This window comes from Streptosporangium nanhuense (genome assembly GCF_059358815.1).
The window spans coordinates 39,745-56,599 of record NZ_JCADBG010000023.1 but is presented as its reverse complement, the minus strand read 5'-3'; the positions used below and the strand labels follow the sequence as shown (position 1 = coordinate 56,599).

13 protein-coding genes are annotated in these 16,855 nt (G+C 71.5%); 6 read left to right on the top strand and 7 right to left on the bottom strand.

Annotated elements, in window-relative coordinates:
• Nucleotides 1-49 precede the first annotated feature (49 nt).
• From AC5L38_RS34560 to AC5L38_RS34545, 4 genes are all read left to right on the top strand, one after another.
• Complete coding sequence (locus AC5L38_RS34560) at nucleotides 50-2,071, top strand: substrate-binding domain-containing protein (RefSeq protein WP_495247005.1); 2,022 nt, start codon at nucleotides 50-52, stop codon at nucleotides 2,069-2,071.
• Nucleotides 2,072-2,668: 597 nt separating this feature from the next.
• Nucleotides 2,669-4,069 carry an extracellular solute-binding protein gene (locus AC5L38_RS34555; RefSeq protein ID WP_495247004.1) on the top strand — a complete coding sequence of 467 codons (1,401 nt, stop codon included), beginning with the start codon at nucleotides 2,669-2,671 and terminating at the stop codon, nucleotides 4,067-4,069.
• Nucleotides 4,051-5,040, top strand: a complete 990-nt coding sequence (locus tag AC5L38_RS34550; RefSeq protein ID WP_495247003.1) for a carbohydrate ABC transporter permease — start codon at nucleotides 4,051-4,053, stop codon at nucleotides 5,038-5,040. The genes AC5L38_RS34555 and AC5L38_RS34550 overlap by 19 nt, the downstream gene beginning before the upstream one ends.
• On the top strand, nucleotides 5,037-5,861 hold the full coding sequence (locus AC5L38_RS34545) for a carbohydrate ABC transporter permease (RefSeq protein ID WP_495247002.1): 825 nt from the start codon (nucleotides 5,037-5,039) through the stop codon (nucleotides 5,859-5,861). The genes AC5L38_RS34550 and AC5L38_RS34545 overlap by 4 nt, the downstream gene beginning before the upstream one ends.
• Nucleotides 5,862-5,958: 97 nt before the next feature.
• On the opposite strand, the gene AC5L38_RS34540 is transcribed toward AC5L38_RS34545, so the two are convergent.
• Nucleotides 5,959-7,488: a golvesin C-terminal-like domain-containing protein gene (locus AC5L38_RS34540; protein ID WP_495247001.1), complete on the bottom strand. Its 1,530-nt coding sequence runs from the start codon at nucleotides 7,486-7,488 to the stop codon at nucleotides 5,959-5,961.
• Between the two features lie 676 nt (nucleotides 7,489-8,164).
• Nucleotides 8,165-8,338, bottom strand: a complete 174-nt coding sequence (locus tag AC5L38_RS34535) for a hypothetical protein (protein WP_495247000.1) — start codon at nucleotides 8,336-8,338, stop codon at nucleotides 8,165-8,167.
• A gap of 785 nt (nucleotides 8,339-9,123) precedes the next feature.
• On the opposite strand from AC5L38_RS34535, the gene AC5L38_RS34530 reads away from it, so the two are divergent.
• Nucleotides 9,124-9,264: a hypothetical protein gene (locus AC5L38_RS34530; RefSeq protein ID WP_495246999.1), complete on the top strand. Its 141-nt coding sequence runs from the start codon at nucleotides 9,124-9,126 to the stop codon at nucleotides 9,262-9,264.
• Between the two features lie 215 nt (nucleotides 9,265-9,479).
• On the opposite strand, the gene AC5L38_RS34525 is transcribed toward AC5L38_RS34530, so the two are convergent.
• The 5 genes from AC5L38_RS34525 to AC5L38_RS34505 form a co-directional block, all read right to left on the bottom strand.
• Entirely contained in the window at nucleotides 9,480-9,713 is a 234-nt protein-coding gene (locus AC5L38_RS34525) for a zinc-ribbon domain-containing protein (protein ID WP_495246998.1), read from the bottom strand.
• Between the two features lie 74 nt (nucleotides 9,714-9,787).
• Nucleotides 9,788-10,675 (bottom strand): carbohydrate ABC transporter permease, encoded by an 888-nt coding sequence (locus tag AC5L38_RS34520; RefSeq protein ID WP_495246997.1) that lies wholly within the window; start codon nucleotides 10,673-10,675, stop codon nucleotides 9,788-9,790.
• On the bottom strand, nucleotides 10,675-11,859 hold the full coding sequence (locus AC5L38_RS34515) for a carbohydrate ABC transporter permease (protein ID WP_495246996.1): 1,185 nt from the start codon (nucleotides 11,857-11,859) through the stop codon (nucleotides 10,675-10,677). Before AC5L38_RS34515 ends, AC5L38_RS34520 begins: the two co-directional genes overlap by 1 nt.
• Nucleotides 11,860-11,924: 65 nt before the next feature.
• Nucleotides 11,925-13,196, bottom strand: coding sequence for a sugar ABC transporter substrate-binding protein (locus AC5L38_RS34510; protein ID WP_495246995.1), 1,272 nt, complete (start codon nucleotides 13,194-13,196; stop codon nucleotides 11,925-11,927).
• Between the two features lie 65 nt (nucleotides 13,197-13,261).
• On the bottom strand, nucleotides 13,262-14,395 hold the full coding sequence (locus tag AC5L38_RS34505; RefSeq protein ID WP_495246994.1) for a LacI family DNA-binding transcriptional regulator: 1,134 nt from the start codon (nucleotides 14,393-14,395) through the stop codon (nucleotides 13,262-13,264).
• 187 nt (nucleotides 14,396-14,582) lie between these two features.
• Between AC5L38_RS34505 and AC5L38_RS34500 the strand changes: the two genes are divergently transcribed.
• Nucleotides 14,583-16,775, top strand: a complete 2,193-nt coding sequence (locus tag AC5L38_RS34500) for an amylo-alpha-1,6-glucosidase (protein ID WP_495246993.1) — start codon at nucleotides 14,583-14,585, stop codon at nucleotides 16,773-16,775.
• The last annotated feature ends 80 nt before the right edge of the window (nucleotides 16,776-16,855 follow it).

Here is a 16,855-nt window from a genome sequence, read left to right as displayed (position 1 = left end):
ACTTGTCGTTATAGTGGGTGTAAGGAGTGTGTCGATGTAAGATCCTCCCATGGTCCCGGCACCCTCCGAGGAGCGACCCCCCACGCGGCGTGAGCGGAGGAAAGGGGAGACGCGGCGTGCCATCGCGGGCACGGCGCGCCGCCTGTTCGCCGAGCGCGGCTTCGAGACCGTGACGGTGGCCGAGATAGCGGCGGTGGCCGACGTCTCGACCAAGACGGTCTTCAATCACTTCCCGGTCAAGGAGCAGATCTTCTTCGAGGCCGACCCGCTCGGGTGGCCCGCTCCCGAGCTGGCCCTGCGGGAGCGCGTGGCGGGGGAGCGGCCCGTCGACGCGATCCGCCGCGTCATGACCCGGCCCTCGTCCGATGCGGGGGAGGGCACGGACGACGCAGCTGACGGGATCGACACCGACGACACTGGCGACACTGGCGACACTGACGACGCCGAGGCGGTCGCCGTTCACGCGCGCGTCTACCGCGACAGCCCGGCGCTGCGGTCGTACTCCCGGGAGATGTTCGCGGGCCAGGAGCGCGCGCTGCGCGAGGCGATCGAGTCCGGCGCGGGGGCGGGTGAGCCCGGCGCGGCCGGGGCGCTCGGGGCCGGGGTGGTGGCCGCGCTCGTCCTGGCGGCCGTCCGCGAGGTCTGGGAGTCCACCCTGCTCAGGATCGCCGCTGGTGCCGCGTTCGAGGACGCCGCGACCCTAGGTCGCCACGAGCTGGGCGCCGCCCTCGACCTCCTCTCCCGCGACTCGCCGAGCCTCGCCCCGTCGGGCCGTGACCCGCTGGATCGTGACCTGCCCGGCCGTGACTCGCCGGGTCATGGCTCGCCGGACCGTGACCTGCCGGGCCGTGACCTGCCGGATCTCGCGCGTGGTGGCCCGCCGCGGGTCCCGTCCGCCGGGGCGGCGCGGCTCCCGGCGGACGAGCCCGCGCAGGGAACACAGAGAACACAGGCAACGCAGGGAACGCAGCAGGAGGGGAAAGCGCGGGAAAACCAGGGAGCGCGGGAGTGGGCCTCGGGGGGAAGCGAGGACACAGGTGTCCCGGGGCTGGGCGTCCGCGGGCCGGTCCGCGGTGACCGTCCCAGCATCACCAGGGTCGCGCAGCTCGCGGGGGTGAGCGCGACCACGGTGTCGCACGCGCTGAACGGGCGCCGCCCGGTGGCCGAGGAGACGCGCCGGCGCGTGCTGGCCGCGATCGACCAGCTGGGATACCGGCCCAACGTCCTCGCCCGCGGGCTGCGCACGAGCAGGAGCCAGACGATCGGGCTGATCATCCCGGACATCACCAACCCCTTCTACCCGGCGCTGGCGCGCGGGCTCCAGGACGTGCTGGGACCGGCGGGCTACGACGAGATCATCAGCAACACCGACGGCGACCGGGAGCTGGAGCGCGCCGCCATCGAGCAGATGATCGCCCGGCAGGTCGACGGCCTCGCCTTCGCGGTCTTCCACACGCACGCCGAGGACCTGCTGCCCGTCATCGGGGCGGGCATCCCCGTCGTGCGGCTCGGGGGCCGCCTGGTCCAGGCCGGTGTCGACGTCGTGCACAGCGACGACGAGGGCGGGGCCGCCGAGGCCACCCGCTACCTGCTGGAACGCGGCTACCGCAGGATCGGCTTCGTCTGCGGCCCGCACGCGGAGGGGCCCGCGGCCGAGCGCGTCGCGGGTTACCGTTCCGCGTTGCTGGCCGCCGGAGCGGACGCCGACCCCCGGCTCGTGGCGCACACCCACTTCAGCCGGGCGGGCGGGTCCTCGGGCACCGCCCGCCTGCTCGACCTGCCGGAACCTCCGGACGCCGTGCTGTGCGCCAACGACATCATGGCCATCGGGGCGCTCGACACGGCCGGGGAGCGGGGGCTGCGCGTTCCCGAGGACCTGGCCGTCATGGGGTTCGACGACATCGAGGCCGCGAGCCTCGTCTCGCCGGGGCTGACCACCATGGCCAACCCGGCCAGGGAGATCGGCCAGGCGTGTGGCCGCCGCCTGCTGGAACGGCTGCGGGGCGGGGCGGCGGAGTCCTCCGCCGAGATGGTCATCCCGGCCCGGCTGGTCCGCCGCCGGTCGGCCTGAACGCCCCGCCGCGCGTGCGGGCCCGCACGTCACGTCCGTGCTTACGAGCTGAACGTGCGGACCTGCGTCACGTCGTGCGTGCGAGCTTGAACGTTCCGCCGTACGCGCGGGTCCGAATCGTTCCGTCACGCGTGCGGGCCCGCACGTCACGTCCGTGCGTACGAGCTGAACGTGCGGGCCTGAACGCCGTGTCGCGCGTGCGAGCTGAACGCTCCGCCGTGCGTGCGGGTCCGAATCGTCGCGCCACGCACGCGGGTCCGGGCGTTCCGCCGCGCCCGGCCGCGGTCCCTCCACTCCGGGGTAACCCTTGACACCCGCTGTGTTGCGTGTAAGTTTCGGAACCAATCTTAACGATTTGCGTAGCCGCCGCCCTGTGATCCGGATCCCCGCCGGGGCACGGGCGAGAGCCCGGACTCATCCTCCGCGACCCCCCGAGGAAGTGACGATGCCGATGCCAACCGGCCCATACCGATCACCCCACAGCGCCCAAGGCGCCCGCAGGGTGGCGGAGCCCGCCAGACGCGGGAGCACCGGACCGTCGTGCGCGGACCGTGCCGCGCGCACCGTACGTACCGCCGCGGCGGGGAAGGACGCGACATGAGAGCAGGCAAGCGGGTCCTCGCCGCCGGTCTGGCGCTCGCGGTGGGACTCACCGCGGCCGCCTGCGCGGGCGGCGGGTCGGGCGGTGGCCAGACCGGCGGGCAGGGCGGGCAGGCGGCCGGCCAGACGCTGAAGATGTGGACGTTCAAGCGGACCCACGCCGACGCCCTGGCCAAGGCCGCCGAGCAGTTCAAGACCGAGACCGGCATCGCCGTCACCATCGAGGCGATCACCCCCGACGACGTGTTCGTCAGCAAGGTGCAGAGCTCCGCGCAGACCGGCGACCTGCCGGACGTGCTGGAGCTGCACGCGGGCGGCGAGGACCTGGAGGTCGGCTCCTCGGGCCTCCTGGTCGACCTGGCCGCCGACGTCTCCGACGCCTGGAAGCAGCGGCTGCTGCCGACCACCCGCGAGGCCGGGCTGATGACCCAGAAGCGGATCGACCTCGCGGCCAACGACTCACCGTTCAAGCAGGTCAAGGCGGGCACCCTGTTCAGCGTGCCGTTCACGGCCGGCGCGTTCGGCATCGTCTACGCGAACAAGGAGAAGCTGAAGGCCGCCGGGCTCGACCCGGACACCCCGCCGAAGACGTGGGAGGACTTCCTCGCCGCGCTCAAGGCGACCACCGGCAAGGACCCCAAGCAGGGCGGCCTCTCCCTGGGGCTCAAGGTCACCCAGACCGGCTTCAACTGGGCCTACCAGCCGCTGGCCCACTCCTACCTGGGCAAGGAGAGGTTCCAGGCGCTGTTCGCCAAGGGCGCCGCGCAGGGCTTCGGCTCGCCGGACGGCATCAAGACGCTGGAGCTGTACAGCGAGCTCACCCCGTACTGGATGCCAGGTACGACGTCGCTCGGCATCGACGAGGCGGACATCGCCTTCGCGCAGGGCAAGTCCGCCTTCAACATCGGCGGCACCTTCACGCTTGCGTTCCTCGCGCAGAACGGGATGACCCCCGACAAGGTGCTCGCCTTCCCGATCCCGCCTTCCGCCGAGGGGCTCAACAAGGAGATCGTGATGGCGCCCCTGGCGCTCACCTCCCTCGGCGTCACCGCCACCAGCAAGAACCGGGAGGCGGCGGTCAAGTGGCTGGACTTCGTGACCTCGCCCAAGGGTGCGGGCATCGTCGCCAAAACCTCGCTCGACCTGCCGGCGACCGACCTGGGCGCGGAGGCCGAGACCCTGATCGGGCCCGATCTGGCGTCGCTGCAGAAGTACTTCACCGGTGCCCCGGAGGCCACCTACGACGCCGGTGACACCACCTTCTTCCCCTCCGACTACGACCAGGTCAATCCCGGGAACCTGATGGTCAGGCTGACGCCGCTCAAGGAGGTCACCCCGCAGCAGGCCGGGCCGGAGATGGACAAGATCATGGGCTCCATGTGGAAGTCCACGAAGTGAGCACCCTCACCACCGAGGATCGCGCGGGGCGGCTCCCTGAGGAGGCGCCCCGCCGTGACCGGGGCCGAGGCCGGAGCCGGTGGGGGCGGTGGCTGACCGGGTGGGCGTTCGTCCTGCCCGCGGTGGCGCTGTTCCTGCTGATGGGCGTCTACACCATCGGCACCGGCCTCGCGCTGAGCTTCGCCAAGTGGAACGGGTTCACCCCCGAGTGGAAGTGGGTCGGCCTCCAGAACTACCTCGACCTGTTGTACGCCGACCCGGCGCTCGCCCCCGAGCTGCGCCGGGCGGCCTGGAACACCTTCCAGGTCATGGTGGCCGTCCCGGCGCTCACGGTGGCCGTCTCGCTCCCGCTCGCGGTCGCGCTGAACTCCGTCAAGCGGCTGCGCGGGGTGCTCCGCTCGGTGTACTTCCTGCCCTACGTCACCAGCGGCATCGCGGTCTACTACGCCTGGCGCTACGTGCTGGAGCCCGACGGGGCGATCAACGTGCTCCTGGGTTCGGTCGGCCTGGGCAGCCTGTCGCAGCCGCAGGGCTTCCTCGGCAACCCGGACACCGCGCTTCCCACGTTGATCCTGATCCTGGTCTGGTCGAGCGTTCCTGTCGCGACCCTGCTCTACCTCAGCGGGCTGCAGGCCATCGACCCCAACGTGATCGAGGCCGCCCACATCGACGGGGCCGCGCCGCGCCAGGTGCTGCGCCGCATCGTCTGGCCGCTGCTGACGCCCCTCACCGCGGCCATCGTGCTGCTCGGCGTGCGGGACGCGCTGCACGGCTTCCAGATCTTCCTGATCATGACGAACGGCGGGCCCGGCGGGCACACCGACGTGCTCGGCCTGCAGGTCTACCGGCTCTCGTTCATGAAGGGCCTCGCCCAGACCCTGGGGATGGCCAGCGCCCTGGGCTGGCTGCTCTTCGCCGGAGCCCTGCTGCTCACCCTGGTCAACGCGCGGCTGCTCAGGAGGATTCGATGATCGGGTCACGCGTCGTGCGGACCATCGCCCGCACCGCCCTGGTGGCGTACGCGCTCATCAGCCTGTACCCGTTCCTGTGGATGCTGTCGGGCGCCTTCAAGACCAGGGAGGAGATCCTCCAGGGCGGCAACCTCATCCCGGCGAATCCCACCCTGGACACCCTGGTGGACACGTGGAGCCGCCTGAACTTCTTCGAGTACTTCCTCAACAGCCTCCAGGTCACCGCGCTGACCGTCGCCGGGGTGCTGGTGGTCTACAGCCTCGCCTCGTACGCCTTCGCGGTGCTGGACTTCCCCGGCAGGAAGGCGCTCTTCTGGTTCTTCGTCTCGCTGCTGTTCGTGCCGGGCATCACGGTGCTGCTCCCCGTGGTGATCCTGGAGAAGAACCTCGGCATCCTGGGCTCGCACCTGGGGCTGGTCCTGCCGTTCGTCAACGGCACCGCCCCGCTGACGGTGCTGCTGCTCACCAACGGCTTCAGCTCGATCCCCCGGGAGCTGCGCGAGGCCGCCCGCGCGGACGGGGCGCGGGAGTTCCGGATCTTCTGGTCGGTCTACCTGCCGCTGGCCCGCCCCACCCTCATCACGGTCGCGGTGCTGACCGCGGTGCCGACCTGGAACGAGTACGTCCTGACGCGGGTGTCCCTCAACGACGCCGCCCTCTACACGCTGCCGCTCGGCCTGGAGAGCCTGCTGTCGAGCGACGTGCCGCACTACAACGAGGTCATGGCCGCGTCCCTGATCATCGTCATCCCGGTCGTCGCGCTCTTCCTGCTGCTGCAGCGCTACTTCGTCAACGGCCTGGTGGGAGCCGTCAAGGGGTGATCCCCAGGCTTGGTGGCCCGCCTCCGGCGGGGTGGGGCGGGCCGCCAGGCCGGTCCGGGGAGCTCGGAGCCGGGTGAGGAACCGATGCCCGGAAGGCTCAGAGCCGGGTGAGGCGTACCGCGTCGGCGACGATCAGTCCCGTGCCGGAGGTCCAGCGGCTGACGCCGACGGCGTTGTACGTCCCGGCCTTCAGGGCGAACGTCCCGATGCTTCGCCAGGCGCCGCCACCGGCGCGCTGGTCGACGTACACCGTCTTGCTTCCGGTGGAGGTGGCGACGATGTACGGGGCGGAGCCGTTGTGGCCCGGGGCGGCCGGGTACCAGACCTCGACCTGGTAGGTGGCCGCGGCGGGGACGGCGAAGCGGTACCAGGCGACGTCGCTGGCGGTCACCGGCTTCGCCTGGCGGTGGTCGGGGCCGTGGCGCCCGGCGGCGGAGGTGGAGGCGGTCCAGTTCGCGCTCGCGGTGAACGCGCCGGAGGTGGAGTTGTCGGTGGTCGCCGTCCAGGGGGCGGTGCTTCCCGTGACGTACCGCATGTACTTGGCCCAGTCCCAGTGGGAGCCCGGGTCGGTGTGCGTGGCGCCGGGGACCTGGTTGTGCCCGATGATGTGCGAGCGGTTCTTGGGGATGCCGTACTTGTCGCACAGGGCGCGGGTCAGGGCCGCCGAGGCGCGGTACATCGCGTCGGTGAACCAGGAGGCGTTGTTGACGAAGCCCTCGTGCTCGATGCCGATCGACCTGGAGTTGTAGGACCAGTTCCCGGCGTGCCAGGCGATGTCCTTGTCGCGGACCATCTGGGTGACGTCACCGTCGGAGGAGCGGACGACGTAGTGCGCGGAGACCTTCGCGGCGGGGTTCTGGAACCAGGACAGCGTGCCCGCGTACGCCCCCTGGGTGACGTGGACGACGATCCGGTCGATCTTGTTGCTTCCCGGCCTGCTCGCCGTGGTCCGGTTGCCGGCGTGGGCGGCCACCCAGCTCGCGGCCGGGTAGTCCTGGCTCGGGGTCTTGGCGGCCAGTTCCCGCACGCGCTCGTAGGCGCCTCGGTCCGCCTGCAGTTCCACGGGCATGACGGTGACGACCTCGCCGCCCGCGGCGGTGGCCCGGACGCCCTTGCCGAGGAGGTCGTAGACGGTGTCGGCGTACAGCCTGGCCGTCTCGGAGCTGGAGGCGTTGCCGTACTTGGCCACCGCCGGGTACCACCGCCCGGCGTCCTTCCTGGCGGCGGCGTCGAGGCCGAGCGCGTCGGCGTGGGAGCGCAGCACCGCGGCGCCGCCGGCGATGTTGGCCGCGTCGTCCTGCTTCAGCGTCGCTGCCGGCTGGCCGGTCAGCTGGGCCGCGCGTTCCAGGGCGCGCACGGCGGGGTTGCTGACCAGATGCATGACCCCGTACCCGCCGCTCGCGCTCGGCTCGCCGTCGTGCCCGTCGAGGTGCGTCTCCGCGTACGCGAGCGCCACGAGCAGGTCGCGCGGCACGTCGTACGCGGCGGAGGCGCGAGCGAAGGCGTCCGCCAGGGGGCCCGCCGACCTGGCGCTCGCCGCCTGGGCGGGGGCGAGGAGCAGGACGGCGAGAGCGGCGGACAGGATCGCGGCTGACCGGCGGTACGAGCGCGGCCGGGCGTTCTGCACGGAGTCTCCTTGGGGATCGGGTGTTCCGGTCCCGTCCGGGCACCGGCTGATTCGGCACCGTAAAGGACAATTACGATAAATGTAAATAATTAACACTTCTTTGTTTGTTAGCGCTAATTATCTTTTTTGATCTGATACGCCGTTGTCTTCGCTGGTCGGAGGGCCGCGCGGAGACGCCGGGCGGGGATCGGGGCGGTGAGAGGGGGCGTCGGCGCCGCGACCGTCCGGGCGGGCCGGGGGCGCCTGGGACGGATGTCCGGACGAGTTCCGCCGTGGGGCGGGCGGGAGGAGCGCGCCGTCGGATTCGCCGTGCCATGAGCGGGAGAGACGTGCCGACGGGCTCGGCCGTGACGCGGGCGGGAGGAGTACGCCGGTGGGTTCCGCGGTGACACAGGTGGGAGAGCGCGTTCCGCCAGGGGCTGTCGTGACGCGGGGGACAGGTGCTTCGACAGGGGCTGTCGTGACGTGAGCGGGAGAAGACGTTCCGTCAGGGAGTCGTCGTGACGTGGGAGGAGCGCGCGCCGCTGGTTCCGCTGTGCGGGGGTGGGGGTGTGCCGCTTGTTCCGCCGTGCGGGGGAGGGGCGTGCCGCTGGTTCCGCTGTGTGGGGGAGGGGGCGTGCCGCGCCCGGAGGTTCCGGGCGCGGCACGTGCCTGTTCTCGAAGGTTCCGCCGTACCTCAGTTGGGCGGGGACAGGCTGACGAAGGAGCCGCAGTTGCCCGGCCACGGCGGGACCAGCAGCACTCCGGGGGCGGGATACACGACGCAGGCCGCCCGGGCGATCGTGCCCGTCGGGTTCGCCACCGTGACGTAGAGGTAGGTCAGGTCCTCCTCGAGTGAGACCTCGCTCACGCTGGCGGGATATCCGGCCAGCCCGGTGACGCTGTGCCAGGTGGGATTCGTCCGGGGGCCCGGATCGAGGTCGCTCCGGTGCCGGAGACGAACGCGGTGAACTCGGAGGTGCGGTCACGCGAGGTCGCGAGGCTGCCGGCGGGGCCGGCCGGTCCCGCGGGTCCGGTGGGGCCCGGCGCTCCCGGGAGCCCCCGGGATCCCTGAGGCCCGGTGGGGCCCGGCACGCCCACAGGATCGGCCGTGATCGTGCCCGGGGGTCGGTCGCGGCGCGCGGGCTCCCGGGCGGTGCCGTCCCTTGATCACCGGACGGGCTCCCGGGCGGGGCTGTCCCTTGATCACCGGACGGGCTCCCGGGCGGGGCTGTCCCTTGATCACCGGACGGGTTGCCGGGTCGGGCCGTCTCTTGATCGCCGGACGGGCTCCCGGGCGGGGGCGTCCCTTGATCACCGGACGGGCTCCCGGGCGGGGGCGTTCCCTGATCACCGGATGGGCTCCCGGGTTCCTGCCCGGCCGCCGGATCCGGGGGGTCGGCGGCCCTCGTCGCGACCCGCCGGCTCATCTTCTCCTTCGGCCCCGCGGAGTACTTCGGCCAGGCCGTGCCTTTCGCGCCGGTCCGGCCGCGCGCCTCGGGCCGGTCGCCGGGGTATTCCCGGTGGCCGAGCCGGCACGCGCACCGCGCGCCGGAACAGTTGTCCCTCATCCGAAGACGCGGCTTTCCGGAGGCGTCGGGGAGCCGGCAGCCCACGCGGGCGGCGACGAGATCCGCTGGCGGGTTGAATCGGGTGGTGTTCGTCTCCAGGGTCGAGGCGCCGGCGGGCGTCTGGCACGACGCCGCCAGGAAGGCCCCGGCGATCGTCGTCACGGCCGCCCAGGCCTGGGCACGCCCACCGGGCGTCGAGGAGGAAATCCTTTTGTTGCCGCTGTGAGTCATCTTTTCCGTTTTACTCGCTGTTCTAAGGGGTTGGAAAATCAACACCGGAACGGTGACCAGCGGTAATTACCCATCGGGGTAAAAGGTGACGCAGCGGCTTTTCCAGTAAATCTTAAACTGGCATAAAGGTGGCTCCAAATGCGTTGACGTCTCTTTCGGGGGCGATCCGCGCCCGGCGCCGGTACGCCGGGGCGGGGGCCGCGCGGGAGGTCAGTGCACCGCCAGCCGGTTCGCCTCCTCCTTGGAAACGCCGTAGGAGACTCCACAGAAAGTGCATTGCATGTCGTATCTCGTTCTTACCGGAAACAACGGGATGAAGAACAGGCTGAACTTGGTGACCCGCCGTGACAGCACCTGGGCCGCCGTGTTGCCGCAGTTGCGACAGGTCAGGGTCACCACTCCGAGCCGATGGGCCACCGTGCGCAAACCGAATATGAGCATCATCCACACATACCCGGTACGAGGCCGTTACTCCCCGTGGCCCGTCGCCCTTTCCCGTTCCTCGTCCCGGCTCCGTGTCACCCCTTGTCCGCGCCCTCGTTGGCGCCGCGGATGAAGTAGCGCTGGAAGATCACGAAGATGATCGCGACCGGGATGGTCGCGAGCACCGCCGCACCGAGCTTGAGCGGGTACTGGCTGCCGAGCCCGAGGGAGCCGCTGACCAGGTCGGCCAGGCCGCGCGGCAGGGTGAAGAGGCTGGGGTCCTGGACGGCGACCAGGGTGTGCGGGAACTCGTTCCAGCTGCTCTGGAAGGAGATGATCGTCAGGGTGATGACGGCGGGGCGTCCCATCGGCAGCACCACCGACCAGAAGATGCGGAAGCGGCCCGCCCCGTCGATCCGCGCCGCCTCCTCCACGCTCACCGGGATCGACTCGAAGAACTGCTTCATGATGAACACCCCGGCCGCGTCCGCGACGATCGGCAGGATCAGCGCGGTGTAGCTGTCGTAGATGCCGAGCTGGTTCAGCACCAGGAACTTCGGGATGAACAGCACCACCCCGGGGACCGCCATGATCGCGACGATCGAGGTGAAGAGCGCCTTGCGCCCCCGGAAGCGCAGCCGGGCGAGCGCGTACCCGGCCAGCGAGTCGAGGAACACCCGGCCGACGGTGATGACGATGGTCACCAGCACCGAGTTGCCCAGCCACAGTGGCATGCCGGTGTCGACGAACACGCGCTCGAAACCGGCCAGGGTCACCGGGTCGGGGATCGGCGAGAGCGGGTTCGCCGCCGCGTCGGGCTCGGTCTTGAACGAGTTGGCGATCTGGATGACGAACGGGTAGAGGAAGACCAGCGAGAAGAAGACCAGGACGGCGTACCCGCCGAAGGTGGAGACCAGTGAGCGGAGCCCCCCGCCCGCCCCCTCCGGACGGGCGGGGGCGGAACGGGTCTTGACCGCGGACATCATGCCCTCCTCTGGCGCGACGCAGGGGTTGACGCAGGGGGTGACGTGGGGGGTGACGTGGGGGGTGATGCGGGGCTCGGTGCGACGGAGCGCGGTGCGGAACGCTTCGCGGTGCCGCCGCCCCCGGCGTCCCTGTCGCGCATGACCCACCGCTGGAACGCCGCCAGCACCACGATGAGCACGAACAGGACGAACGAGATGGCGGCGCCGGAGCCGTAGTCCAGCTCCTTGAAGGCCGTCTGGTACGACAGGAAGGCCGGGGTGAGCGTGGTCTTGGCGGGTTTGCCCTGGCTCATCACGTACACCTGGTCGAAGACCTGCCAGGTGGCGATCAGGCCGAGGGTGAGCACGAGGAACAGGGTCGGCTTGAGCATCGGCAGCGTCACGTAGCGCAGGCGCTGCCCGGAGGTGGCGCCGTCCAGCATGCTCGCCTCCTCCAGGGTCACCGGGATGTCCTGGAGCGCGGCGAGGAACATCAGCATGAACGTGCCCGAGGTGGTCCACACGACCAGGATGATGATCGTGCACATGGCCACGCTGGGACCGGACAGCCAGTCCCACCACGACAGCCCGAACGGGCCGCCGCCGGTCAGCGCCGCCGGGGGCGCCTCGGGATCGACCAGGCCGACGGAGCCCAGCAGCACGTGCAGCACCCCTCGCGCGTCGGAGAACCACGGGGGCCCGTCGACGCCGACGAACGCGAGCAGCTGGTTGACCGCGCCGGAGTTGCTGAAGATGAACAGGAACAGGACGCTGATCGCCACCGAGCTGGTCACCGAGGGAAAGAAGAACGCGGTGCGGAAGAAGGTCTTGCCCTTCAGCAGCCTGCGGTTGACGATCAGCGCCAGGCCGAGCGCCAGGACCGTCTGGGCGGGCACCACGATCAGCACGTAGTAGAAGTTGTTGCGAAGGCTCGTCATGAAGTTCAGGCGCGTCAGGTTGTCCTGGGTGAACAGCTCGGTGTAGTTGTCCACGCCGACGAACGGCACCTGCGCCCGGAACGGGCTGCCCTGCCCGTTCCAGTCGGTGAGGCTCACCCACAGCGCCATCCCGATCGGCAGCAGCATGAACAGGGTGAGGATCACCACCACCGGCGCCACGAAGAGCCAGCCCGCGATGTTCTCCCTGGCCCTGTCGCCAAGGCGGCGCGCGGGACGCCGCGGTGCGGTCGTTGTCTCGGCCACGTCACTCTCCCTCACGTCCGGTGCGCGGCCCCTGGAACGTTCCGGGGACCGCGCACCGGGCTGGCTCAGTTGCCGAGCGCGGCCTGGGTGTTCTTCTGCAGGTTCGCCAGGATCTTCTTGGGGTCACCGGCGGGCAGCTGCTGGATCGCGGTGTCGAAGTCGGCGAGCACGCTGTCCATCTTGGGGGCGTTGACCGGCCCCTGGGCGTATTCGGCGCTGTCGACGAACGGCGCGTCCTCGGGGAAGGCCTGGGTGAAGGCGTCCTTGGCCGACTGGCGCGAGGGCATCACGCCGAACGCCTTGGCGAAGGCCATCTGCTGGTCGGCCTTGGTCATCGCCTCGACGAAGGCGATCGCCTGCTCCTTGTACTTGCTCTTGGCGGAGATGCCCCAGCAGGTGGTGAAGGACAGGGTGCCCTTGCCCTTGGGACCGGCCGGCAGCTCGTGGGCGCTGTACTTGACGTCCGGGTAGTCGGCCTTCATCGCGCCCTTGATCCAGTTGCCCTCGATGGTCATCACGGCCTTGGCCTTGCCGAACGCCTCGCCGCCCCAGCCCGCGTCCAGCTGCTTGGGGAACTGGGCGAACTTGTCCTTCAGCAGGCCCTGGACGTAGCTCAGGCCCGCGACGTTCTCGGGGGTGTCGGCGGTCGCCTTCTTGCCGTCGGGGCTGACGATCCAGCCGCCGGCCTCCACCATGAACGCGCCGACCCGGTCGCGGGTGTCGCCGACGACCAGCGGGGTGACGCCCGGCACCTTCTCCTTGAGCTTGCCGGAGACCGAGGTGAGCTGCTCCCAGGTGGTCGGCACGTCGGCGTCGGTGAGCCCCGCCTTCTTCCACAGGTCGTCGTTGACGATCAGCGCCAGGGTGGAGAAGTCCTTGGGCACGCAGTAGAAGGTGCCGTCGTGGGTGAACGTCTCACGCAGGCCGGGGTAGAAGTCGGTGGCGTCGGAGATCTTGTCCGCGTACGGCTCCAGCGCCCCGACGCTCGCGTAGTCGGCGAAGCGCGCGGCGTCGACGTAGAACACGTCCGGCGGGTTGCTCCCGGCGAAGGCCTGGCCGAGCTGCTGGGTCAGGTCCTGGGCGGGGGTGATCGTCGCGGTGCTGCCCGAGGACGCCGACCACGTCTGGGCGGCGGCGCGCAGCGCGTCCGTCTCCGCGTCGCCGGAGGAGCCGATGAGCACCTGCAGCTTGGCGGGCCCGCTGCTCTGCGGGGCGGCGCCCTGACCGGTGGAGTCGTCGAACCCGCTGCCGCAGGCGGCCGAGGTCGCCAGGGTGCCCACGGCGAGCGCGGCGAGCGCCACGGTGCGGAGGCTGTGCTGCTTGGTCGGCTGTTTCATCGTGGTTTTCCAATCTTCCCGGGGGGTGATCTGAAGGAGAGTCAGGTGGTCGTACGGTCAGGCGGTCATGACGACTGCCGGAGGACCAGGGACGGCTGGAGCAGTACGTGTGTGCGAGGCCCACCGGCCTCGGGGTCGCCGGGTTCACCGGGCGCGCCGAGCGCGGGCGCGTCGAACAGGCGGGTGAGCAGGCCGACGCAGCCGGCCGCTGCCTCGGCGAGCGGCTGGCTGACGCTGCTGAGCCCCACCGCCTTCGCCACCGGCGTGTCGTCGAAACCGATCACGCGGACCGGCAGTCCCTCCTCGCCGCCGGCCTGCCCGCCGACCGTGAGAAGGCCCTCGGCCGTGAGGCGCCCCGAGGCGGTCAGCTGCCCCGAGGCCGTGAGGGAGCGGACGGCGTGCAGCGCGCCGAGGGCGAGCGAGTCGCTGGCGCAGACCAGCGCGGTGATCGGCCGCTCGGCTCGCAGCAGGTCGCGGGCCGCCTTCTCGCCGTCGGCCACCCCGTCGTCGGTGGCCTGGTCCAGCCCGGCGGGGTCGATCCCGGCTCCGGCGAGGGTCCTGGCCCAGCCGGACCTGCGGTCGTCGCCCACGCCGGATCCGGACGGCCAGCCCAGGAACCCGATCCGCCGGTGTCCCGAGTCGAGCAGGTGGCGGGTGGCCGCCGCGGTGCCCGCCGCGCCGTCCACGTCGACCCAGGGGTGCTCCGGGTCACTTCCAGCGGCACCTCCCGCGTCTCCCGCGTCTCCCCATGGCCGCCCGAACGTGACGAACGGCAGCCGCCGCTCGCGCAGCCACGCGGGGCGGCCGTCGCCGTGGTAGGTGCTGGTGAGCACGAAGGCGTCCGGCTCGTGGCTCCCGACCAGGTCGTCGAAGGTGTCGATCTCCGAACGCTCGTCGCCCGCCGCGTACAGCAGGATCCGGTATCCGGCGCGGGCCGCCGAGGCGGTGAGCCCGTGCAGGAACCGGTCCAGCACCGAGCCGTTGATCCCGTCGCGGTCAGGCTCGATGCGCGTGGCGATCAGCCGGGAACGGCCGGTCCGCATCTGCCGCGCGGCCTGGCTGGCCCGGTAGCCGAGCGCGTCGATGGCCTCCCGCACCCGGTCGCGTGTCTCCTCGCGGACCAGTTCGGGGCTGTTGAGCACGTTCGACACCGTCTGACGCGACACCCCGGCACGGCGTGCGACATCGGTGATCGTCACCTTTGTAGCCATATGCACCCTTCTGGGGTTTGAACGTTCAAAGAGGTATGGGGCATGATTGGATCGTTCAAGTAAACGGAGCGTAATGCTTGGATCGTTCAAGTAAAGAGAGTGTTTCGCAATGTGCACCCCCCGGCCGTCGTCTGTCAAGACGTCACCGGCTCGACACGATCTCAGGGAGTAAGTCGTGCTCGACGACGCCTCGTCCCCCACCCCGCAGGCGGTCACGGTGGCCGCCTCCACCGCGGCCCACCGCCTCCAGCCCCTGCTGCACGACCTCGTCAGCACCGTGGCGGCGCCGACCGTCGCGCTGAGCGGCGGTGACGGGCAGATCCGCCCGGCCGGTGTCCAGGGCGTGTTCCACGCGGACTCCCGCGCCCTGTCGCAGGCCACCCTGACGATCGACGGCCGCGAGCCCGAGGCCGTCGGCCACGCGCAGCGAGGTCCGGGCGCCACCGGGTTCGTCACGCTGGCCCGCTGGCTGGGTGATCCCGTCCCCGATCCCACTGTACGGATCGAGCGGTTCCGGCAGGTCGTACCGGGTGGCATGGAAGAACGTGTCGAGATCATCTCCAGCGCGACCGTCCCCGTCACCGCCGTCGTGAGCCTGGAGGTGGGCTGCGACTTCGCCCCCATCGAGGTGGTCAAGTCCGGCGGCGACACCGCCGAGGCCGCGCCGGAGCGCAGCGCGCCCGACACGATCTCCTGGAGCTCCGGCGGCGTCCGGGTAGCGGTGACCGGCACGGGCGCGCGGGCCGAGGCCACCGACTTCACCGGGTCCACCGGGTCCACCGGGTCCACTGAGTTCCCTGTGTCCGCCGGGTACGCGCGCACGGGTTTTCTGCGCTGGCCGGTCGAGCTGGTGCCGCGCGGCCGGGTCACCCTGTCCTGGAGGGTCGAGGTGCACGACCCCCAGGCCGTGGTGACCGCGCCCGACCGCCCCGCCGAGTGGGCGGTGGGGGAGGGGGCGCCCCGGGTCGTCGCCACCGACCACCGGCTGAGCAGGCTCTTCGAGCAGTCCATGGACGACCTGCGCTCGCTGAGGCTGGCCGAGACCGCCGTCCCCGGCGACACCTTCCTCGGCGCGGGAGTGCCCTGGTTCCTCACCCTCTTCGGCCGCGACAGCATCTGGGCCGCCCGCATGCTGCTGCCGCTCGGCACGGAACTGGCCATGGGCACCCTGCGGGTGCTGGCCCGCAGGCAGGGGACCAGGTTCGACCCCGGCTCCGGCGAGGCCCCCGGGAAGATCCTGCACGAGCTGCGCCGGCACGACTTCGCGGTCGAGGGCAACGGCCTGCACCTGCCCGCCGCCTACTACGGCACGATCGACGCCACGCCGCTGTGGATCGGCCTGCTGCACGACGCCTGGCGCTGGGGCGCTCCCGCCGGCGAGATCGCCGCGCTGCTTCCCCACCTGGAGGCCGCCCTCGGCTGGCTCGGCGGGCCCGCCGACCCCGACGGGGACGGTTTCGTCGAGTACGTCGACACCAGCGGCAAGGGCCTGGCCAACCAGGGCTGGAAGGACTCCGGCGACGCGCTGCGCTTCCACGACGGCCGCCAGGCCCAGCCGCCGATCGCCCTGGTCGAGGTGCAGGGCTACGCCCACCAGGCGGCCCGGCAGGGCGCCGACCTGCTGGAGGCGTTCGGCCGCCCCGGCGCGGCCCGCTGGCGCGAGCACGCCGCGGCGCTGGCCGAGCGCTTCCGGGCACAGTTCTGGGTGGACGGGCCGAGGGGAAGGTACCCCGCCCTGGCCCTGGACCGGGACAAGCGCCCGGTCGACGCGCTGACCAGCAACATCGGGCACCTGCTCGGCACCGGCCTGCTCACCGCGGCCGAGGAGGCTCGGATCGCCGACCTCCTCGTCTCCCCGGAGATGGCAGGTGGCTTCGGCCTGCGCACGATGTCGGCGGACGCGGGCGGCTTCAGCCCGCTGTCCTACCACTGCGGGTCGATCTGGGCGCACGACACGGCCATCGTGGTCGCCGGGCTGGCCCGCGCCGGATTCGCCGCGCACGCGGCGACCCTGGCCGAGGGGCTGCTCGCGGCCGGGGAGACGTTCGGCTACCGGCTGCCGGAGCTGTTCGGCGGCGACGACCGCTCGGCGCTCGGGCGCCCGGTGCCCTACCCCGCCGCCTGCCGCCCGCAGGCGTGGTCCGCCGCCGCCGCGGTGACCGTCGTGCACGCGGCCCTCGGCCTCTACCCCGACGTGCCCGGCGGCCGGATGCTGCTGCGCCCGCTCGCCGGCGCCCCCCTGGGCGCGGTCTCCGCCCGCGGCCTGCGGGTCGCCGGGGCGGAGGTGAGCGCGGCCGTCGACCGGGAGGGCGAGGTCGTCGTGACCGGCCTGCCGGGCGGCATCTCCACCGAGCGGGCCTCGACGTGAGCTGAGCCTCTCTACCGGAGCCTCGCCGCGGGAGCCTCGCTACCCGGAGCCTCGCTACCCGGAGCCTCGCTACCGGAGCC